This is a genomic window from Pseudomonas sp. 203-8 (assembly GCF_020708595.1).
Taxonomy (GTDB): Bacteria; Pseudomonadota; Gammaproteobacteria; order Pseudomonadales; family Pseudomonadaceae; genus Pseudomonas; species Pseudomonas aeruginosa.
This window is the reverse complement of the sequence record NZ_JAJFDF010000007.1, coordinates 284,253-300,370: the sequence shown is the minus strand read 5'-3', so window position 1 is coordinate 300,370 and position 16,118 is coordinate 284,253. Positions and strand designations below refer to the sequence as shown.

At 67.9% G+C, this 16,118-nt stretch carries 14 protein-coding genes; 11 read left to right on the top strand and 3 right to left on the bottom strand.

What is annotated here, in order from left to right:
* Window positions 1–46: 46 nt before the first annotated feature.
* Together LJF27_RS18315 and LJF27_RS18310 are read right to left on the bottom strand one after the other, a co-directional pair.
* The gene (locus LJF27_RS18315; RefSeq protein WP_003120429.1) at window positions 47–1,576 is read right to left on the bottom strand and encodes a 3-hydroxyacyl-CoA dehydrogenase; all 1,530 of its coding nucleotides are present in this window, start codon (window positions 1,574–1,576) and stop codon (window positions 47–49) included.
* A gap of 3 nt (window positions 1,577–1,579) precedes the next feature.
* Window positions 1,580–2,365 carry an enoyl-CoA hydratase gene (locus LJF27_RS18310; RefSeq protein WP_003449957.1) on the bottom strand — a complete coding sequence of 262 codons (786 nt, stop codon included), beginning with the start codon at window positions 2,363–2,365 and terminating at the stop codon, window positions 1,580–1,582.
* A 241-nt stretch (window positions 2,366–2,606) separates the two neighbouring features.
* Between LJF27_RS18310 and LJF27_RS18305 the strand changes: the two genes are divergently transcribed.
* From LJF27_RS18305 to LJF27_RS18260, 10 genes are all read left to right on the top strand, one after another.
* The gene (locus LJF27_RS18305; protein WP_003097851.1) at window positions 2,607–3,473 is read left to right on the top strand and encodes an IclR family transcriptional regulator; all 867 of its coding nucleotides are present in this window, start codon (window positions 2,607–2,609) and stop codon (window positions 3,471–3,473) included.
* Between the two features lie 54 nt (window positions 3,474–3,527).
* Window positions 3,528–4,682 carry an acyl-CoA dehydrogenase family protein gene (locus tag LJF27_RS18300; RefSeq protein ID WP_003097850.1) on the top strand — a complete coding sequence of 385 codons (1,155 nt, stop codon included), beginning with the start codon at window positions 3,528–3,530 and terminating at the stop codon, window positions 4,680–4,682.
* Between the two features lie 187 nt (window positions 4,683–4,869).
* Window positions 4,870–4,959, top strand: a complete 90-nt coding sequence (locus tag LJF27_RS18295) for a K(+)-transporting ATPase subunit F (RefSeq protein WP_003097848.1) — start codon at window positions 4,870–4,872, stop codon at window positions 4,957–4,959.
* Window positions 4,960–4,969: 10 nt separating this feature from the next.
* On the top strand, window positions 4,970–6,664 hold the full coding sequence (gene kdpA / locus LJF27_RS18290) for a potassium-transporting ATPase subunit KdpA (protein ID WP_003097846.1): 1,695 nt from the start codon (window positions 4,970–4,972) through the stop codon (window positions 6,662–6,664).
* 11 nt (window positions 6,665–6,675) lie between these two features.
* Complete coding sequence (gene kdpB, locus LJF27_RS18285; protein WP_003097844.1) at window positions 6,676–8,748, top strand: potassium-transporting ATPase subunit KdpB; 2,073 nt, start codon at window positions 6,676–6,678, stop codon at window positions 8,746–8,748.
* A gap of 53 nt (window positions 8,749–8,801) precedes the next feature.
* The gene (gene kdpC / locus LJF27_RS18280) at window positions 8,802–9,353 is read left to right on the top strand and encodes a potassium-transporting ATPase subunit KdpC (RefSeq protein ID WP_003449959.1); all 552 of its coding nucleotides are present in this window, start codon (window positions 8,802–8,804) and stop codon (window positions 9,351–9,353) included.
* 107 nt (window positions 9,354–9,460) lie between these two features.
* The gene (locus LJF27_RS18275; protein ID WP_003449960.1) at window positions 9,461–12,118 is read left to right on the top strand and encodes a sensor histidine kinase; all 2,658 of its coding nucleotides are present in this window, start codon (window positions 9,461–9,463) and stop codon (window positions 12,116–12,118) included.
* Between the two features lie 100 nt (window positions 12,119–12,218).
* Window positions 12,219–12,911 carry a response regulator gene (locus LJF27_RS18270; RefSeq protein ID WP_003114598.1) on the top strand — a complete coding sequence of 231 codons (693 nt, stop codon included), beginning with the start codon at window positions 12,219–12,221 and terminating at the stop codon, window positions 12,909–12,911.
* Window positions 12,912–13,031: 120 nt separating this feature from the next.
* On the top strand, window positions 13,032–13,940 hold the full coding sequence (gene glsB / locus LJF27_RS18265; RefSeq protein ID WP_003087537.1) for a glutaminase B: 909 nt from the start codon (window positions 13,032–13,034) through the stop codon (window positions 13,938–13,940).
* A 110-nt stretch (window positions 13,941–14,050) separates the two neighbouring features.
* Window positions 14,051–14,656 carry a DUF4893 domain-containing protein gene (locus LJF27_RS18260; RefSeq protein ID WP_003097837.1) on the top strand — a complete coding sequence of 202 codons (606 nt, stop codon included), beginning with the start codon at window positions 14,051–14,053 and terminating at the stop codon, window positions 14,654–14,656.
* Between the two features lie 3 nt (window positions 14,657–14,659).
* Here the strand turns inward: LJF27_RS18260 and LJF27_RS18255 are convergent, their stop codons facing one another.
* A complete protein-coding gene (locus tag LJF27_RS18255; RefSeq protein ID WP_003087542.1) occupies window positions 14,660–15,697 on the bottom strand; it encodes a patatin-like phospholipase family protein in 1,038 nt (345 codons plus the stop codon).
* Window positions 15,698–15,811: 114 nt separating this feature from the next.
* On the opposite strand from LJF27_RS18255, the gene LJF27_RS18250 reads away from it, so the two are divergent.
* Complete coding sequence (locus LJF27_RS18250; protein ID WP_003097836.1) at window positions 15,812–16,090, top strand: hypothetical protein; 279 nt, start codon at window positions 15,812–15,814, stop codon at window positions 16,088–16,090.
* Window positions 16,091–16,118 lie beyond the last annotated feature (28 nt).

Below are 16,118 nucleotides of genomic sequence, written 5' to 3'. Positions count from 1 at the left end.
CCTGGCGGCGAGACGCATGACGCTGCGCCGCCAGGTCGCCGATGCGTCAGCCTACGGCGGCGGTTTCGCCGGCGCGCAGGGACATGCCCAGTTGCGCTCGTCGGCGCAGCCAGGGACTGGGCCGGTAGCGCGGGTCACCGGTAAGCGTCTGCAAGCGCTGGAGAATGCTCAGCAGGCGCCGCGGGCCGAGGCGGTCGCCCCATTCCAGCGGGCCGTGGGGATAGCCGAGGCCGAGGTGCACCGCCTGGTCGATATCCTCGACGCTGGCAATGCCCTGCTGGGCGATGTCGCAGGCGAGGTTGACGATCATCGCCAGTACCCGCTGGACGACGAAGCCGGGACTGTCGCGCAGCACCGTGACCCCGACGCCGTCGCCAGCCAGTAGCGCGTGGGCGGCGTCGCGCATGGCCGGGGTAGTCAGTGGCGAGAGCATCAGGCAGCGCCGGCGCTCGAGGTCGCAGAGCAGGTCGATGCCGACGCTGCGCTCGGCGGGACAGGCGAAGCGCTGCACGGCGCTGCTCAGGTCCTCGCCCCAGGCGGCCAGCAGGCAGAGCGCTGCGGCGGAAGGGCGTTCGCCGGTTTCCGGCTCGACGCCGAGGCGATGCAGCAGTTCGGCGAGCGTGCGGCGGTCGTCCTCGTTTTCGCAGCCCAGCCACACCGGGGGCCGGATGGCGGCCTGCGGCACCGGTTGCGGACCGGGCTTGTCCTGCGGCTGGCCGTCGACGTAGCGATAGAAGCCCTGGCCGCTCTTGCGCCCGAGACGGCCGGCGGCGAGCAACTGGCGGGTCAGCGGGTGCGGGCGGTAGCGCGGTTCCTGGTAGTACTGCTGGTAGATCGATTCCATTACCGGGTGCGACACGTCGAGGCCGGTAAGATCGAGCAGTTCGAACGGCCCCATGCGGAAGCCGGCACACTCGCGCAGCACACGGTCGATCTCGGCGCATTCGGCGACGCCTTCGCCGAGGATGCGCAGGGCCTCGGTGCCATAGGCGCGGCCGGCATGGTTGACGATGAAGCCGGGGCTGTCCTTGGTCCGTACGCCGCGGTGGCCCAGGCGCGCGGCGAGGGCGAGCAGGGCGTCGCCGACTTCCGGAGCGCTGGCCAGGCCGTCGACCACCTCGACCACGCGCATCAGCGGCACCGGGTTGAAGAAGTGAAAGCCGGCGACCCGCTGCGGCCGCTCGCAGGCGGCGGCGATGGCGGTGATCGACAACGACGAGGTATTGCTGGCGAGGATGGTCTCCGGCGCGACTATGGCTTCCAGCCGGCGCAGCAATTCCTGCTTGGCCTCCAGGCGCTCGACGATGGCCTCCACCACCAGTTCGCAGTCGCCCAGTTGTTCCAGGCGTTCCGCCACCCGCAGCCGGTTTTGCGCGGCCTCGGCGTCGGCGGCGCTCAGCTTGCCTTTGCCGCACAGGCTCTCGAAGGTCTGCCGCAGGCGCTGGCGTGCCTCGGCGGCGGCCTCGGCGCGGCTGTCGAACAGCCACACAGTCAGGCCGGCCTGGGCGGCGATCTGGGCGATCCCGGTGCCCATCGCACCGGTACCGACCACGGCGATACAACGAATATCGGGCATCGTCTATTTCCCCTGGTAGTTCGGCGGGCGTTTCTCCAGGAAGGCCTGCATGCCTTCCTTCTGGTCCTGCGAGTCGAACAGCAACTGGAACGCCTTGCGTTCCAGGGCCAGGGCACTGTCCAGCGGCAGGTCGGCACCGGCCAGGACCACCTCCTTGATCTGCGCCAGCGCCAGAGGGGGCAGGCGGGCGATCTCCGTGGCCAGTTCCAGGGCGCGCGCCAGCGTCGACTCGTCCGCCACCACTTCGCTGACCAGGCCCATGGCCAGCGCTTGCGGAGCCTTCACCAGGCAGCCGGTGAACAGCATGCGCAGCGCCTGGAACTTGCCCACCGCCCGTACCAGGCGCTGGGTGCCGCCGGCACCCGGCATCACCCCGACCTTGATCTCCGGCTGGGCGAACTGTGCCGACTCGCCGGCGACGATCAGGTCGCAATGCATCGCCAGTTCGCAGCCGCCGCCCAGGGCGAAGCCGTTGACCGCGGCGATCACCGGCTTCGGGCAGCGCGCGATGGCTTCCCAGTAGCGCTCGCCGTGGCGGCCGTACAGGCCGATCGCCGTGCTCGTCGAGAGATCGCGGAGATCGGCGCCAGCTGCAAAGCAGCGCGAGTCGCCGGTGAGCACGATGACGCGGATCGCCGGATCCGCGCCGAGCGTCTGGAAGTGGCTGGCGAGGCGCTGGCGCACTTCGTCGTTCAGCGCGTTCCTGGCTTGCGGACGATTGAGGCGAAGCAGGGCGATATCGGCTGCGGGAAATTCGAGCAGGACCACGGGCGAAGGATCGGCGGACATGGAAGCTCCGATGAATTGATATTTCGCTATGCGAAATATAGTTTCATGATTTATCGAAAATAATCAGCGCCAGCCGGGGCGTTGTAAATACTCGCGTCGGATTTTGGACGATCTACTTATACAATTTACTGTTTTAAAAGGATTTTATTTTCGTTGTTGAAAGTGCATGGGTTCTTCTATTAGTTTCGCTATGCGAAATATGATTTTGTTTTATTGATTTTTTGAAAAAGAGGTCCCTACTATGCGCGGCAACGACGAGCGCCGGAGTCCGGCGGAAGGTGCCAGTACGGAAGCGGAAGTGTCCGCCTTCGAAGCTGTGCTGATCGACCCGATGCAGGAGAAAGACGAGGAACTCAAGGACCGCCAGTTCGTCACCGCGCTGGCCCGCGGGTTGGAATTGCTGCGCTGTTTCACACCACGGGAAAGCCTGCTGGGCAACCAGGAACTGGCGAAGAAGACCGGCCTGCCGAAGCCGACGGTGTCGCGTCTGACCCACACCCTGACCCGGCTGGGCTATCTGCGTCACCTGCCGCATAGCGGCAAGTATCAATTGGAAGTGGGGGTGATGTCGTTCGGCTACGCGATGCTCTCGAACCTGTCGATTCGCGCGCTCGCCCGCCCTTTGATGGAAGAGATGGCCGGCTACGCCAAGGCCGCGGTGGCCATGGCGGCCCGCGACCGGCTGAGCATGGTCTACCTCGACGTGGTGCATGGCGAGGCCAACCTGACCATGCGTCGCCAGGTCGGCAGCCACCTCTCGCTGCACCGCAGCGCGATCGGTCGGGCCTGCCTGGCGGCGATGCCGGAGGACGAGCGGGAGTTCATCCTCGGGCACATCCGCAAGCGCCACCCGGAAGACTGGCCGGAAGTGCGCAAGGGGCTGGAGCGGGCCTTCCGCGACTATGCCGACTACGGCTTCTGCCTGTCGCTCGGCGAGTGGCAACGCGACGTCAACGCGGTGGGCGTGGCCTTGCACCATGAGAGCCATGGGCTACTGGCGTTCAATTGCGGCGGGCCGAGTTTCCATCTCAAGCGCGAGAAACTGGAGGACGACATCGGCCCGCGCCTGCTGCACATGGTCCACAACATCGAGGCCGCCACCCGCTGACCGAGGCCGGTGACGGAATCATGGCAACCGGCCTAGGGGCCTATTGGAGTGAGCATGATTCGTGATCCGGAAACCCTGAACCTGCTGCTGGACAGCATCCGCCAGTTCGTCCGCGAAAGCCTGGTGCCTCATGAGCAGGAAGTGGCGGAAACCGACCGCATTCCCGAGGCGATCATCGCCCGCATGCGCGAGATGGGCCTGTTCGGCCTGTCGATCCCGGAGGCCTACGGCGGCCTCGGGGTGACCATGGAGGAAGAGGTGAGCATCGCCTTCGAGCTGGGGCGGACCTCGCCAGCGTTCCGTTCGCTGCTGGGCACCAACAACGGCATCGGCTCCCAGGGCATCGTCATCGACGGCACCGAAGAACAGAAGCGGCGCTACCTGCCGCGCCTGGCGTCGGGCGAACTGCTCAGTTCGTTCTGCCTCACCGAACCGGACTCCGGTTCCGACGCCGCCTCGCTGAAGACCACGGCGGTGCGTGACGGCGAGCACTACGTGCTCAACGGTACCAAGCGCTTCATCACCAACGCCCCGCAGGCCGGCATCTACACCGTGATGGCGCGCACCGACCCGGCGATCCGTGGCGCCGGCGGAATCTCCGCTTTCGTCGTCGAGCGCGGTACGCCCGGGCTGTCCCTGGGCAAGCCGGATCGCAAGATGGGACAGAAGGGCGCGCATACCTGTGACGTGATCTTCGACGACTGCCGGGTGCCTGCCAGTCAGTTGATCGGCGGGGTCGAGGGCGTCGGCTTCAAGACCGCGATGAAGGTGCTCGACAAGGGCCGCCTGCACATCGCCGCAGTCTGTGTGGGGGTCGCCGAGCGGATGCTCGAGGATGCGTTGCGCTATGCCCTGGAACGCAAGCAGTTCGGCCAGCCGATCGCCGAGTTCCAGTTGATCCAGGCGATGCTTGCCGACAGCAAGGCCGAAGCCTACGCGGCGCGCTGCATGGTCATCGACGCCGCGCGGCAGCGCGACGAAGGCCGCGATGTCGGTACCGAGGCGTCCTGCGCCAAGCTGTTCGCCTCGGAAATGTGCGGCCGCGTCGCCGACCGCGCGGTGCAGATCTTCGGCGGCGCCGGCTATATCGGCGACTACGGGATCGAGCGCTTCTATCGCGACGTGCGGCTGTTCCGCATCTACGAGGGCACCACGCAGATCCAGCAACTGCTGATCGCCCGCAACATGATCCGCGCCGCCCAGGGCTAGCGTCGATCCTTCGCCTTGTCACCGGCCGTGGCGCAGTCCCCGGCCGGTTGCTGTCCCAGGCGCTGTCCGCGCCACTCTTTACGCTTTCTTTATGCCGTCCGACGCGGCCCTGAATCGCTTCTTTACGCCCCCTTTGCGGAGACTTTCCCTCAAGCGGCAGAGGCCGCTCGAAGGAGAGATCGCACACATGACCGTTCTGGATTGGTTGTCCCTGGCCCTGGCCACGGGACTGTTCGTCTATTTGCTGGTGGCGCTGCTACGCGCCGACCGTGCCTAGGGGAGGGCACATGAACAGCCACGAGATTCTCTTGATCCTGGCCTTTTTCGCCCTGGTCCTGGTGCCTGCACCGTTCCTCGGGCGCTACTGCTTCAAGGTGATGGAAGGCCAACGCAATCTCCTCAGCGCGCCGCTGGCGCCACTGGAGCGCGTCTGCTATCGCCTGTTCGGCGTCGATCCGGCGAGCGAGCAGGACTGGAAGACCTACACCCTGGCGCTGCTGGCATTCAACCTGGCCGGCCTGGTCCTGCTGTTCTCGATCCTCATGCTGCAGGGCAGCCTGCCGCTGAACCCGCAGCACCTGCCGGGCCTGGAATGGACACTGGCGTTCAACACCGCGGTCAGTTTCGTCACCAACACCAACTGGCAGGCCTACAGCGGCGAGGCCTCGCTGAGCTACTTCAGCCAGATGGTCGGCCTCACGGTGCAGAACTTCGTCAGCGCGGCGGTCGGCCTCTGCGTGCTGGTGGCCCTGGCGCGCGGCATCAGCCGCCGCTCCACACGACAGCTGGGCAACTTCTGGGTCGACCTGACCCGCGGCACCCTCTACGTGCTGCTGCCGCTGTGCCTGCTGCTGGCGTTGCTGCTGGTCTGGCAGGGTGTGCCGCAGACCTTCTTCGACTATGTCCATGCCACCACCTTGCAAGGCGCCGAGCAGACCATCCCGCTCGGCCCGGCGGCCAGCCAGATCGCCATCAAGCAGCTGGGCACCAATGGCGGCGGCTTCTTCGGCGTCAACTCGACCCATCCGTTCGAGAACCCGAGCGCCTGGAGCAACCTGTTCGAAGTGGCCTCGATCATCCTGATCCCGGCGGCGCTGGTATTCACCTTCGGCCATTACGTGAAGGACCTGCGCCAGAGCCGCGCGATCCTCGGCTGCATGCTGCTGCTGTTCTGCCTCGGCCTGGGCCTGTCGCTGTGGGCCGAATACCAGCCGAACCCGGCGCTGGCGCAGTTGCCGATCGAGCAGGGCGCGCCGATGGAGGGCAAGGAGAGTCGCTTCGGCACCGCCGCCAGCATGCTCTGGGCGATCACCACCACCGCCGCCTCGAACGGCTCGGTGAACGCCATGCACGACAGCCTGAGCCCCCTGGGTGGCATGCTGCCGCTGCTGAACATGATGCTCGGCGAGGTGATCTTCGGCGGCGTCGGCGCCGGCCTCTACGGCATGCTGCTGTTCGTCCTGATCGCGGTGTTCCTCGCCGGCCTGATGGTCGGGCGGACGCCGGAGTACCTGGGCAAGAAACTCGAGGCGAAGGAGGTCCGCCTGCTGGTCTTCACCCTGCTGGTGATGCCTGTCGGCGTGCTGGTGCTCGGCGCCATCGCCGCCAGCCTGCCGGGGCCGGCCTCGGCGGTGACCAATCCCGGCCCGCACGGCTTCAGCCAACTGCTCTACGCCTACACCTCGGGGAGCGCCAACAACGGCTCGGCGTTTGCCGGTTTCGGTGCCAACACGCCGTTCCACAACCTGATGATCGGCCTGGCCATGCTCATCGGCCGCTTCGGCTACATCCTGCCGATCCTCGCCATCGCCGGCAGCCTGGCGGCGAAGAAGGCCAGCCCGGTGGGGCCGAACAGTTTCCCGACCCATGGTCCGCTGTTCGTCAGCCTGCTCACCGTGACCATCCTGCTGGTCGGCGGCCTGACTTTCCTGCCGACCCTGGCCCTCGGCCCGATCGCTGAACAACTGAGCCTCGGCTTCTGAAGGAATCGCACATGAACGCTCAGACCCAGGCGTCCAAGAACGCCTTGCACAAATCGCTCGAACGTCGCCACAACGCGTCCACCAGCCTCGCCGCCTTGTGGCGGCCGGCGCTGCTGCAAGCCTTCGTCAAGCTCGACCCGCGCCAGTTGCTGCGCTCGCCGGTGATGCTGGTGGTCGAACTGACCGCCGTGCTCACCACCTTGCTGTGCTTCGTCCCCGACCAGGCGGTGCCGACCTCGGTGGCGCTGCAGATCGCCCTCTGGCTGTGGTTCACCGTGCTCTTCGCCAATTTCGCCGAAGCGCTCGCCGAGGGGCGTGGCAAGGCCCGCGCGGACAGTCTCAAGGCCGGCAGCCAGGGCCTCTCCGCCAATAAGCGGCGCGCCGACGGCAGTTTCGAGAGCGTCGTTGCCAGCAGCCTGCGCAAGGGCGATGTGGTACGGGTCCAGGCCGGCGAGATGATTCCCGGCGACGGCGAAGTCATCGAAGGGGTGGCGGCGGTCAACGAGGCCGCCATCACCGGCGAATCGGCGCCGGTGATCCGCGAGTCCGGCGGCGATCGCTCGGCGGTGACCGGCAACACCCAGGTGGTGTCCGACTGGCTGCTGGTACGGATCGGCGCCAACCCGGGCGAGTCGACCCTGGACCGGATGATCGCCCTGGTGGAAGGCGCCAAGCGGCAGAAGACCCCCAACGAAGTGGCGCTGGACATCCTGCTGATCGGCCTGACCCTGATCTTCCTGCTGGTAGTGGTGACCCTCAAGCCGTTCGCCCTGTTCGCCGGCGGCAACCTGCCGCTGGTGTTCCTGGTGGCGCTGCTGGTGACGCTGATCCCGACCACCATCGGCGGCCTGCTCTCGGCCATCGGCATCGCCGGCATGGACCGCCTGGTGCGCCTGAACGTGATCGCCAAGTCCGGTCGCGCGGTGGAGGCGGCCGGCGACGTCCACGTGCTGCTGCTCGACAAGACCGGCACCATCACCTTCGGCAACCGCCGCTGCAGCGCGCTGTACGCCGCGCCGGGGGTGAGCGGCAAGGAACTGGCCGAGGGCGCGTTGCTGGCCTCGCTGGCCGACGACACCCCGGAAGGCAAGTCGATCGTCGAATACCTGCGCATCCTGCATCCGATCGAGGAGCCGCGCCGCGAGGAGCTGACGCCGATCGCCTTCAGCGCGGAAACCCGCCTGTCCGGGGTCGACTGGAACGGCCAGGTGTACCGCAAGGGGGCGGTGGATGCGGCGCTGCGCTTCATCGACCTGCCGCGGGAGAAGATGCCCGAGGTGCTTTCGCGGGAGGTGGACAAGATCGCCCAGAGCGGCGGCACCCCGCTGCTGGTGGTAGCCAACGGCCGGCTGCTCGGCGCCATTCACCTGAAGGACGTGGTCAAGCCGGGCATTCGCGAGCGCTTCGCCGAACTGCGCCGGCTGGGCATCCGCACCGTAATGGTGACCGGCGACAACCCGCTGACCGCCGCTGCCATCGCCGCCGAGGCTGGGGTCGACGACGTGATCGCCGAGGCTACCCCGGAGAAGAAACTGGCGCGGATTCGCCAGGAGCAGGGCGAAGGTCGCCTGGTGGCGATGTGCGGTGACGGTGCCAACGACGCCCCGGCGCTGGCCCAGGCCGACGTCGGCATGGCCATGAACGATGGCACCCAGGCCGCCCGCGAGGCGGCCAACCTGGTCGACCTGGACAGCGACCCGACCAAGCTGCTCGACGTGGTCCAGGTGGGCAAGGAGTTGCTGGTCACCCGCGGCGCGCTGACCACCTTTTCCATCGCCAACGACGTGGCCAAGTACTTCGCCATCCTGCCGGCGCTGTTCGTCGGCATCTACCCGCAGCTCGACGTGCTCAACGTGATGCGCCTGCAAAGCCCGCAGAGCGCGATCCTGTCGGCCATCGTGTTCAACGCGCTGATCATCGTCGCGTTGATCCCATTGGCCTTGCGCGGCGTGCGGGTGCAGGCGGCGGACGCTTCGCAACTGCTGCAGCGCAACCTGCTGATCTATGGCGTCGGCGGCCTGGTGGCGCCGTTCCTCGGGATCAAGGCGATCGACCTGCTGCTGACCGCCGTCGGCCTGGCATGAACAACGGCCCTCGCCGTCGGGCGAGGGCCTGGGACTGAAGAGAGGATCTGCACATGTTCAAGCAACTCCGTCCGGCACTGGCGTCACTGCTGGTGCTGAGCATGGTCACCGGCGTGGCCTATCCGCTGCTGGTCACCGGTATCGCCCAACTGGCGTTCCCCGAGCAGGCCAATGGCAGCCTGCTGCGCGACGCCGAGGGCAAGGTGCTCGGCTCGCGGCTGATCGCGCAGAAGTTCGACGGCGAGGAGTGGTTCCATTCGCGGCCTTCGGCGGGCGACTACGCCACCGTTTCCAGTGCCGCGAGCAACCTGGCGCCGAGCAACCCGGCACTGGCCGAGCGCATCGCCAGGGACGCCGCCCAGGAGCGTATCGCCGACCAGGGGCCGGTGCCGCTGGCGCTGGTCACTACCTCCGGTAGCGGACTCGATCCGCAGCTGCCGCCGCAGGCCGCGCGTTACCAGGCGCTGCGGGTGGCCACGGCGCGCGGGCTGCCGCTGCGGCTGGTGGAAGACCTGGTGGAAGGCCACACCGAGCGGCCGCTGGTGGGGCCGGCGGTGGTCAACGTGCTGGCGCTGAACATGGCGCTGGCGGGGTTGAAGCGCTAGGTTTCCCCAGAGACCCACGCAAGGGCTTGCAATATCGCCGCATCGGCGGATGATCGCCGGCGATCGTCCGCCCTGCGCGGCGCAGAGCAACGGAGTACGACCGATCCATGACCGACACCGCACGCGCCGACGCGCTGCTGGCCGACCTGCCCGCTGACGGGCGCGGCCGCCTGAAAGTCTTTCTCGGCGCGGCGCCGGGGGTGGGCAAGACCTTCGCCATGCTGCAGGCCGCCCAGGCCCAGTTGCGCCAGGGCGTGAAACTGCGCGCCGGGGTGGTCGAGACCCACTCGCGGGCGGAAACCGAGTCCCTCCTCGCAGGCGTGCCGCAGCAGCCGCTGCGCAGCCTCGAGTATCGAGGGATGAAACTGCAGGAAATGGACCTCGACGGTCTCCTCGCCGACCCGCCGGCGCTGGCCCTGGTCGACGAACTGGCCCACAGCAACGTTCCCGGCAGCCGCCACGCCAAGCGCTGGCAGGACATCCAGGAGTTGCTGGCGGCGGGAATCGACGTCTACACAACGGTCAACGTCCAGCACCTGGAGAGCCTCAACGACCAGGTCCGCGACATCACCGGCGTGCAGGTCCGCGAGACGGTGCCGGACTGGGTGTTGCAGGAGGCCTACGAGATCGTCCTCATCGACCTGCCGCCGCGCGAGCTGCTGGAGCGCCTGCGCGAGGGCAAGGTCTACGTGCCGGAACAGGCGCGGGCGGCGATCGATGCGTTCTTCTCGCAGACCAACCTCACCGCGCTGCGTGAACTGGCGATGCAGACCGCCGCCGCGCGGGTCGACGCCGACCTCAACCACCGCTACCGCCAGCGCGGCGAGGAAGCGCCGGCGTTGCGCGGGCGGCTGCTGGTGGGCATCGACGGTGACGAACAGGCCGAACGCCTGGTGCGCCACGCCTGCCGGGTCGCCGAACGTCGGCACCTGCCCTGGAGCGTGGTACACGTCGATACCGGCGGCTTGCGCGGCGAGCAGGCGCGGATGCGCCTGCAGGGTGCGCAGCAACTGGCCGAGCGGCTCGGCGGCGAGATCGTCGTGCTGCGCGCCGGCGAGGTGGCGCGGACCCTCCTGCAACATGCCCGCGAGCGCCGCGCCAGCCTGGTCCTGGTTGGCCAGTCGCGGCGCCGCTGGCACCGCCGGGCCTTCGGCGGTGGTCTCGCCGGGCGTCTGCTGCGCGACGGCCAGGGCCTGGAGATCAGTGCCCTGGACAGCGAGGCCGACCTACGCCCGGCGGAACCGCGGCCACGCTATCCGGTGGTGTGGAACGACTATCTGCTGGCGCTGCTGGCGACCGCCCTGGCCAGCGGCCTGGCCTGGATCGTGGCGCACCTGCTGGAGCTGCCGAACATCTCCCTGGTGTTCCTGATGGCGGTGCTGCTGGTGGCAGTGCGCAGCAGCCTGATGCCGGCACTGCTGTGCGCGGTGGCGTCGTTCCTGGCCTATGACTTCCTGTTCATCCCGCCGCATTTTTCCTTCGCCATCCATCGCCACGAAGACCTGCTGAGCCTGGCGTTCTTCCTGTTCATGGCCGGCCTCACCGGCAACCTGGCGGCACGCCAGCGGCGCCAGCTGGAGGCGCTGCGCGATACCCAGGAGGAAACCAGCCTGCTGCTGGAGCTGTCGCGCAAGCTCACCGCCGCCACCGACCGCCAGGCGGTGCTGGCCGCCGCCGCCCAGCAGTTCGACGACTGGAAGGACGTCGAGGTCTGCCTGCTCGGTCAGGTCAATGGCGAGTGGAAGACCGAGGCCGGCGTGCAGCGGCAACTCGCCGACCAGGAACGGGTCGCCGCGGACTGGGCCTGGGCCCACGACCAGCCGGCCGGCCTCGGTACTGGCACGCTGCCCGGAGGACGCTGGTGGTGGTGGCCGCTGTCGGCGGAAGAGGGACCGCTGGCACTGCTCGGTGTCGCGCCGCTGGACGGCCAGCCGCTGAGCCCGCAGCGCCGGCGCCTGCTCGCCGCCCTCGGCCAGCCTCTGGCCCAGGCCCTGGCGCGGGCTCGCCTGGCCGAGGACCTGGAGGCCGCGCGCCTGCACGGCGAGACCGAGCAACTGCGCAGCGCCTTGCTCGCCTCGGTGTCCCACGACCTGCGCACGCCGCTGACGGCCATGCGCGGCTCCATCGACAGCCTGCTGGCGCTGGGTGAGGCGATCCCGCCGGCGGATCGTCGCGAACTGCTGGAAAGCACCCGCGACGAGGCCGAGCGACTGGACCGCTATATCCAGAACCTGCTCGACATGACCCGTCTCGGCCACGGTGGCCTGAAGCTGGCGCGCGACTGGGTGGCGCCGGGCGACATCGTTGGCAGCGCGCTGAACCGCCTGCGCGCGGTGCTGGCGCCGTACCGGGTGCAGGCGATCGTGGCCAACGACCTGCCGTTGCTCTACGTGCATGCGGCGCTGATCGAGCAGGCGCTGATCAACGTGCTGGAAAATGCCGCGCGCTTCTCGCCGAACCACGGCCGGTTGCGCATCGAGGTCAGCCAGGATGCCGCCGAGCTGCGTTTCGCGGTGAGCGACGAGGGGCCGGGGATTCCCGAGGCCGAGCGGGAGAAGATCTTCGACATGTTCTACACCGCTGCCCGTGGCGACCGCGGTGGCCAGGGCACCGGCCTGGGCCTGGCGATCTGCCAGGGCATGATCGGCGCCCACGGCGGGCGCATCAGCGTCGGCGAAGGCCTCGACGGTCGCGGCACCACGCTGATCCTGCACCTGCCGCTGCATCCGCAGCCGGACCTCGGGCAACTGGAGGGCGACGAATGAGCCCGGCGCACTTGCCTGGCGCCCGCGCTCGCGCTATTCCTGCCGTTTCCGCGACGCCGCCGCTGGCCTGTCGCCGTGTTCACCTGCCGTGCCGAGTGCCATGACCCAATTGCAGAACAGCATCCTGCTGATCGACGACGAACCGCAGATCCGCAAGTTCCTCCGTATCAGTCTCAATGCCCAGGGCTACCGGGTGCTCGAGGCCGGCACCGGCGAAGAGGGGCTGGCCCAGGCCGCGCTGAACCGACCGGACCTGGTGGTGCTCGACCTCGGCCTGCCGGACCGCGACGGCCAGGACATCCTTCGCGACCTGCGCGAATGGTCGCAGGTGCCGGTGCTGGTGCTGTCGGTGCGCGCCAGCGAGGGCGAGAAGGTACTGGCCCTGGACGGCGGCGCCAACGACTACGTGACCAAGCCGTTCGGCATCCAGGAGTTCCTCGCCCGCGTGCGCGTCCTGCTGCGCCAGGCGGCGCAGGGCGAAAGCCCGGAGGCGTCGGTGGCGGTCGGCCCGTTGCAGGTGGACTTCGCCTATCGCCGAGTCACCCTGGAGGGTGCGGAAGTGGCGCTGACGCGCAAGGAGTATGCAGTGCTCGCCGCGCTGGCACGCCATCTCGGACGGGTAGTGACCCAGCAGCAACTGCTCAAGGATATCTGGGGTCCGACCCATGTCGAAGACACCCATTACCTGCGGGTCGTGGTCGGCCACCTGCGGCAGAAACTCGGCGACGATCCGGCCAGCCCGCGCTTCCTGGTGACCGAGGCGGGCGTCGGCTATCGCCTGCGCGACAGCTGACGCGCAGCGCAATTCTGCGCGAGGGGCATGCCTCCCGCGCGTTCATCGCCTATGATGCCGCGCATTCGCGCTGGCCCGGATGCGCCGGGTCGGCGCCCCGGTGTCACGACGAAGGTCATCATGCAGCAACTGTTGAACGAGATTCTCGATGAAGTCCGCCCGCTGATCGGGCGCGGCAAGGTCGCCGACTACATTCCCGCGCTCGCCGGCGTCGAGCCGAACCAACTGGGGATCGCCGTGTACAGCCGCGACGGCGAGCTGTTCCATGCCGGCGACGCCCTGCGGCCGTTTTCCATCCAGAGCATTTCCAAGGTGTTCAGCCTGGTCCAGGCGATCCAGCATTCCGGCGAGGACATCTGGCAACGCCTCGGCCACGAGCCCTCCGGCCAGCCTTTCAACTCCCTGGTGCAGCTGGAGTTCGAGCGCGGCAAGCCGCGCAACCCGTTCATCAATGCCGGCGCCCTGGTGATCTGTGACATCAACCAGTCGCGTTTCGCCGCGCCGGCGCAATCGATGCGCGATTTCGTCCGGCGCCTGTGCGGCAACCCGGAAGTGGTGTCGGACTCGGTGGTGGCGCGCTCGGAGTACCAGCACCGCTCGCGCAACGCGGCGGCGGCCTACCTGATGAAATCGTTCGGTAACTTCCACAACGACGTCGAGGCGGTGCTGCTCAGCTATTTCCATCATTGCGCGCTGCGCATGAGCTGCGTCGACCTGGCGCGGGCGTTCTGCTTCCTCGCCGACAAGGGCTTCTGCAAGCACAGCGGCGAGCAGGTACTCAACGAGCGGCAGACCAAGCAGGTCAACGCGATCATGGCCACCAGCGGGCTCTACGACGAGGCCGGCAACTTTGCCTATCGGGTCGGCCTGCCGGGCAAGAGCGGTGTCGGCGGCGGCATCATCGCGGTAGTGCCGGGGCGCTTCACGGTCTGTGTCTGGTCGCCGGAACTGAACGCCGCGGGCAATTCGCTGGCGGGTATCGCCGCGCTGGAGAAACTCAGCGAGCGGATCGGCTGGTCGATCTTCTGAAACCGCCGCCCGTCGTGGCGGCGCTCGAATTCCCGGCGCCGCTGCGCTATGTTCTGCGGCTACCGCTTGCCGGCGCCGGATGCGCCGGTCCACTCGCCAGGAAGGTCGCCATGTCCCGTCCGATCCCCGTTTCCCGTGTCTTCGCCTGCCTCACCGTTCTCGCCGCCTGCGCGCATGCCGGCGCCGCCGAACCGGACTGGCGTGGCTACACCAGCGAACAGCAGCAGCGCAGCGTGCTGGCCGTCGAGCAGGACGCCGAGGCCATCAACAAGCGCTACTACGACAGTGCCTTCGAGGAATTCCTGCCGGAACTGGAGCAACTGGAACTCAGCCTGGCGCAGCCCGTCGTCGCCGTCGACGAGAAAGGCCTGCTGGGCGACTGGAAGTGCCGCTCGACCCAGGCCGACCAGTACGGCATCTATCGCTATCCGAACTTCCAGTGCCGCATCCGGCGTACCGACCGCGGCCTGTTCCTGGAGAAGACCAGCGGTTCGCAGCGGGTCAGCGGCTACCTGTTCCGCGAAGGCACGCAGCGCTACGTGTTCCTCGGCGGCGCCACGGTCAACGACGAGCCCCAGGTGGCCTTCAGTGGCCTGGCCCACGGCGCGCCGGCTGAGTCCGACGTGGTCGCGCTGCTGCGCCCGCACGCCGGTGGCTTCCTCCTGCTGTTCCCGGAACGGCGCGGCGGCTACGAGGTCCTCGAGTTCAGCCGCTGAGGCTCAGGCGTTGTCTTCCTCGTAGCGGTCCAGGGTGTCGCTGGCGATCTGCCGGCCGAGGGCGATCAGTTCCGGCGCCTTGTAGAACTCGAAGAAGCGGCAGACCCGCTTCGGCACGTTGATCAGGATGTCCGGCGGGTAGCCGGCGATCTTGTACTGCGCCAGCGAGGTCTGCATCACCTCGAAGCTCTGGTTGACCAGTTCCAGCAGCGATGCCGGACCGCTGCTTTCCACCACCGTGGTGCCGCTGGCCGACTTCGGCGAGTCCTTGCCTTGCGGCGCCGCGGCTGGCTGTTGCAGTTGCGGCTCGGCGGGCTCCTCGGATTCCGCCGGAACCGGATGGAGCAGGGCGTCGGCGCTCAGCTCCGGCGGGGTATTGTCGTCGCCGTGGCGGCGGAAGAACGAGAGTTTGTGGCCGAGGCTCTCGATCATGCTGTCGAAGCGCCCCTTGAGCGCGGCCGGACGCTCGATCACCGGCAGGTGGTACTGCTTCTGGTTGGTGGCGTTGAGATTGACCGCGATGATCAGGTCGCTGTGGGCCGACACCACCGGCACGATCGGCAACGGGTTGAGCAGGCCGCCGTCGACCAGCATGCGGCTGCCCTGCATGACCGGTGTGAACAGGCTGGGGATTGCCGCCGAGGCGCGCATGGCCTGGTGCAGGCAGCCTTCCTGGAACCAGATTTCCTGCTGGTTGGTGAGGTCGGTGGCAACCGCCGTGTAGGGAATCGACAGGTCCTCGATGTTTACCTCGCCGAGGATCTCGTGGATCTTGCCGAACACCCGCTCGCCGCGGATCGCGCCGAGGCGGAAGCTGACGTCGAGCAGGCGCAGCACGTCGAGGTAATCCAGGCTTTCCACCCACTCGCGGTACTCGCGCAGCTTGCCGGCGGCGTAGATGCCGCCGATCACCGAGCCCATGGAACAACCGGCGATGCAGGTGATCTCATAGCCGCGTGCCTCGAGTTCCTCGATCACGCCGATGTGCGCGTAGCCGCGCGCACCGCCGGAGCCCAATACCAGGGCGACCTGTTTGCTCATCTGCAACCCCTTGCCAATACTGCGTGACGAAGCGAAAACGATACGCGTGTCGCCCGGCCGCCGCCAAGTGCGTCGCGGCGATGCGCGGCCCTTTCCCTGTCCGGAGATCGTTCGATGAAAACCTGGATCGTTCTGCCCGTCCTTGCCCTGACCCTGGCCGGCTGCGCCGGCAAGACCGCCTACCGGGAGAACTGCGCCGACCAGTTGGACGCGGCCTGGAAGGAACTCGACCTGGCCAAGGCCGAAGGCTTCGCCGGCACCGTCAGCTACTCGAAGGCCCTGACCCTGCTCACCGGGGCCAAGACCCAGCAGCAGTTCGAGGCCTACGAGGGCTGCACCAGCAAGGCCGAGAAGGCGCGCTTCTATATCCGCGAGTCGCGCGCCGGGCGCTGAGCCGGGCGCGGCGATCGGTCCTCTGGCG

Coding starts and splice junctions, on each gene's coding strand:
- LJF27_RS18295 (WP_003097848.1), top strand. CDS start 4,870: ATGACCGTTCTGGATTGGTTGTCCCTGGCCCTGGCCACGGGACTGTTC.
- LJF27_RS18250 (WP_003097836.1), top strand. CDS start 15,812: ATGAAAACCTGGATCGTTCTGCCCGTCCTTGCCCTGACCCTGGCCGGC.
- kdpB (WP_003097844.1), top strand. CDS start 6,676: ATGAACGCTCAGACCCAGGCGTCCAAGAACGCCTTGCACAAATCGCTC.
- LJF27_RS18310 (WP_003449957.1), bottom strand. CDS start 2,365: ATGTCCGCCGATCCTTCGCCCGTGGTCCTGCTCGAATTTCCCGCAGCC.
- LJF27_RS18300 (WP_003097850.1), top strand. CDS start 3,528: ATGATTCGTGATCCGGAAACCCTGAACCTGCTGCTGGACAGCATCCGC.
- kdpA (WP_003097846.1), top strand. CDS start 4,970: ATGAACAGCCACGAGATTCTCTTGATCCTGGCCTTTTTCGCCCTGGTC.
- LJF27_RS18275 (WP_003449960.1), top strand. CDS start 9,461: ATGACCGACACCGCACGCGCCGACGCGCTGCTGGCCGACCTGCCCGCT.
- LJF27_RS18270 (WP_003114598.1), top strand. CDS start 12,219: ATGACCCAATTGCAGAACAGCATCCTGCTGATCGACGACGAACCGCAG.
- glsB (WP_003087537.1), top strand. CDS start 13,032: ATGCAGCAACTGTTGAACGAGATTCTCGATGAAGTCCGCCCGCTGATC.
- LJF27_RS18260 (WP_003097837.1), top strand. CDS start 14,051: ATGTCCCGTCCGATCCCCGTTTCCCGTGTCTTCGCCTGCCTCACCGTT.
- LJF27_RS18315 (WP_003120429.1), bottom strand. CDS start 1,576: ATGCCCGATATTCGTTGTATCGCCGTGGTCGGTACCGGTGCGATGGGC.
- LJF27_RS18255 (WP_003087542.1), bottom strand. CDS start 15,697: ATGAGCAAACAGGTCGCCCTGGTATTGGGCTCCGGCGGTGCGCGCGGC.
- kdpC (WP_003449959.1), top strand. CDS start 8,802: ATGTTCAAGCAACTCCGTCCGGCACTGGCGTCACTGCTGGTGCTGAGC.
- LJF27_RS18305 (WP_003097851.1), top strand. CDS start 2,607: ATGCGCGGCAACGACGAGCGCCGGAGTCCGGCGGAAGGTGCCAGTACG.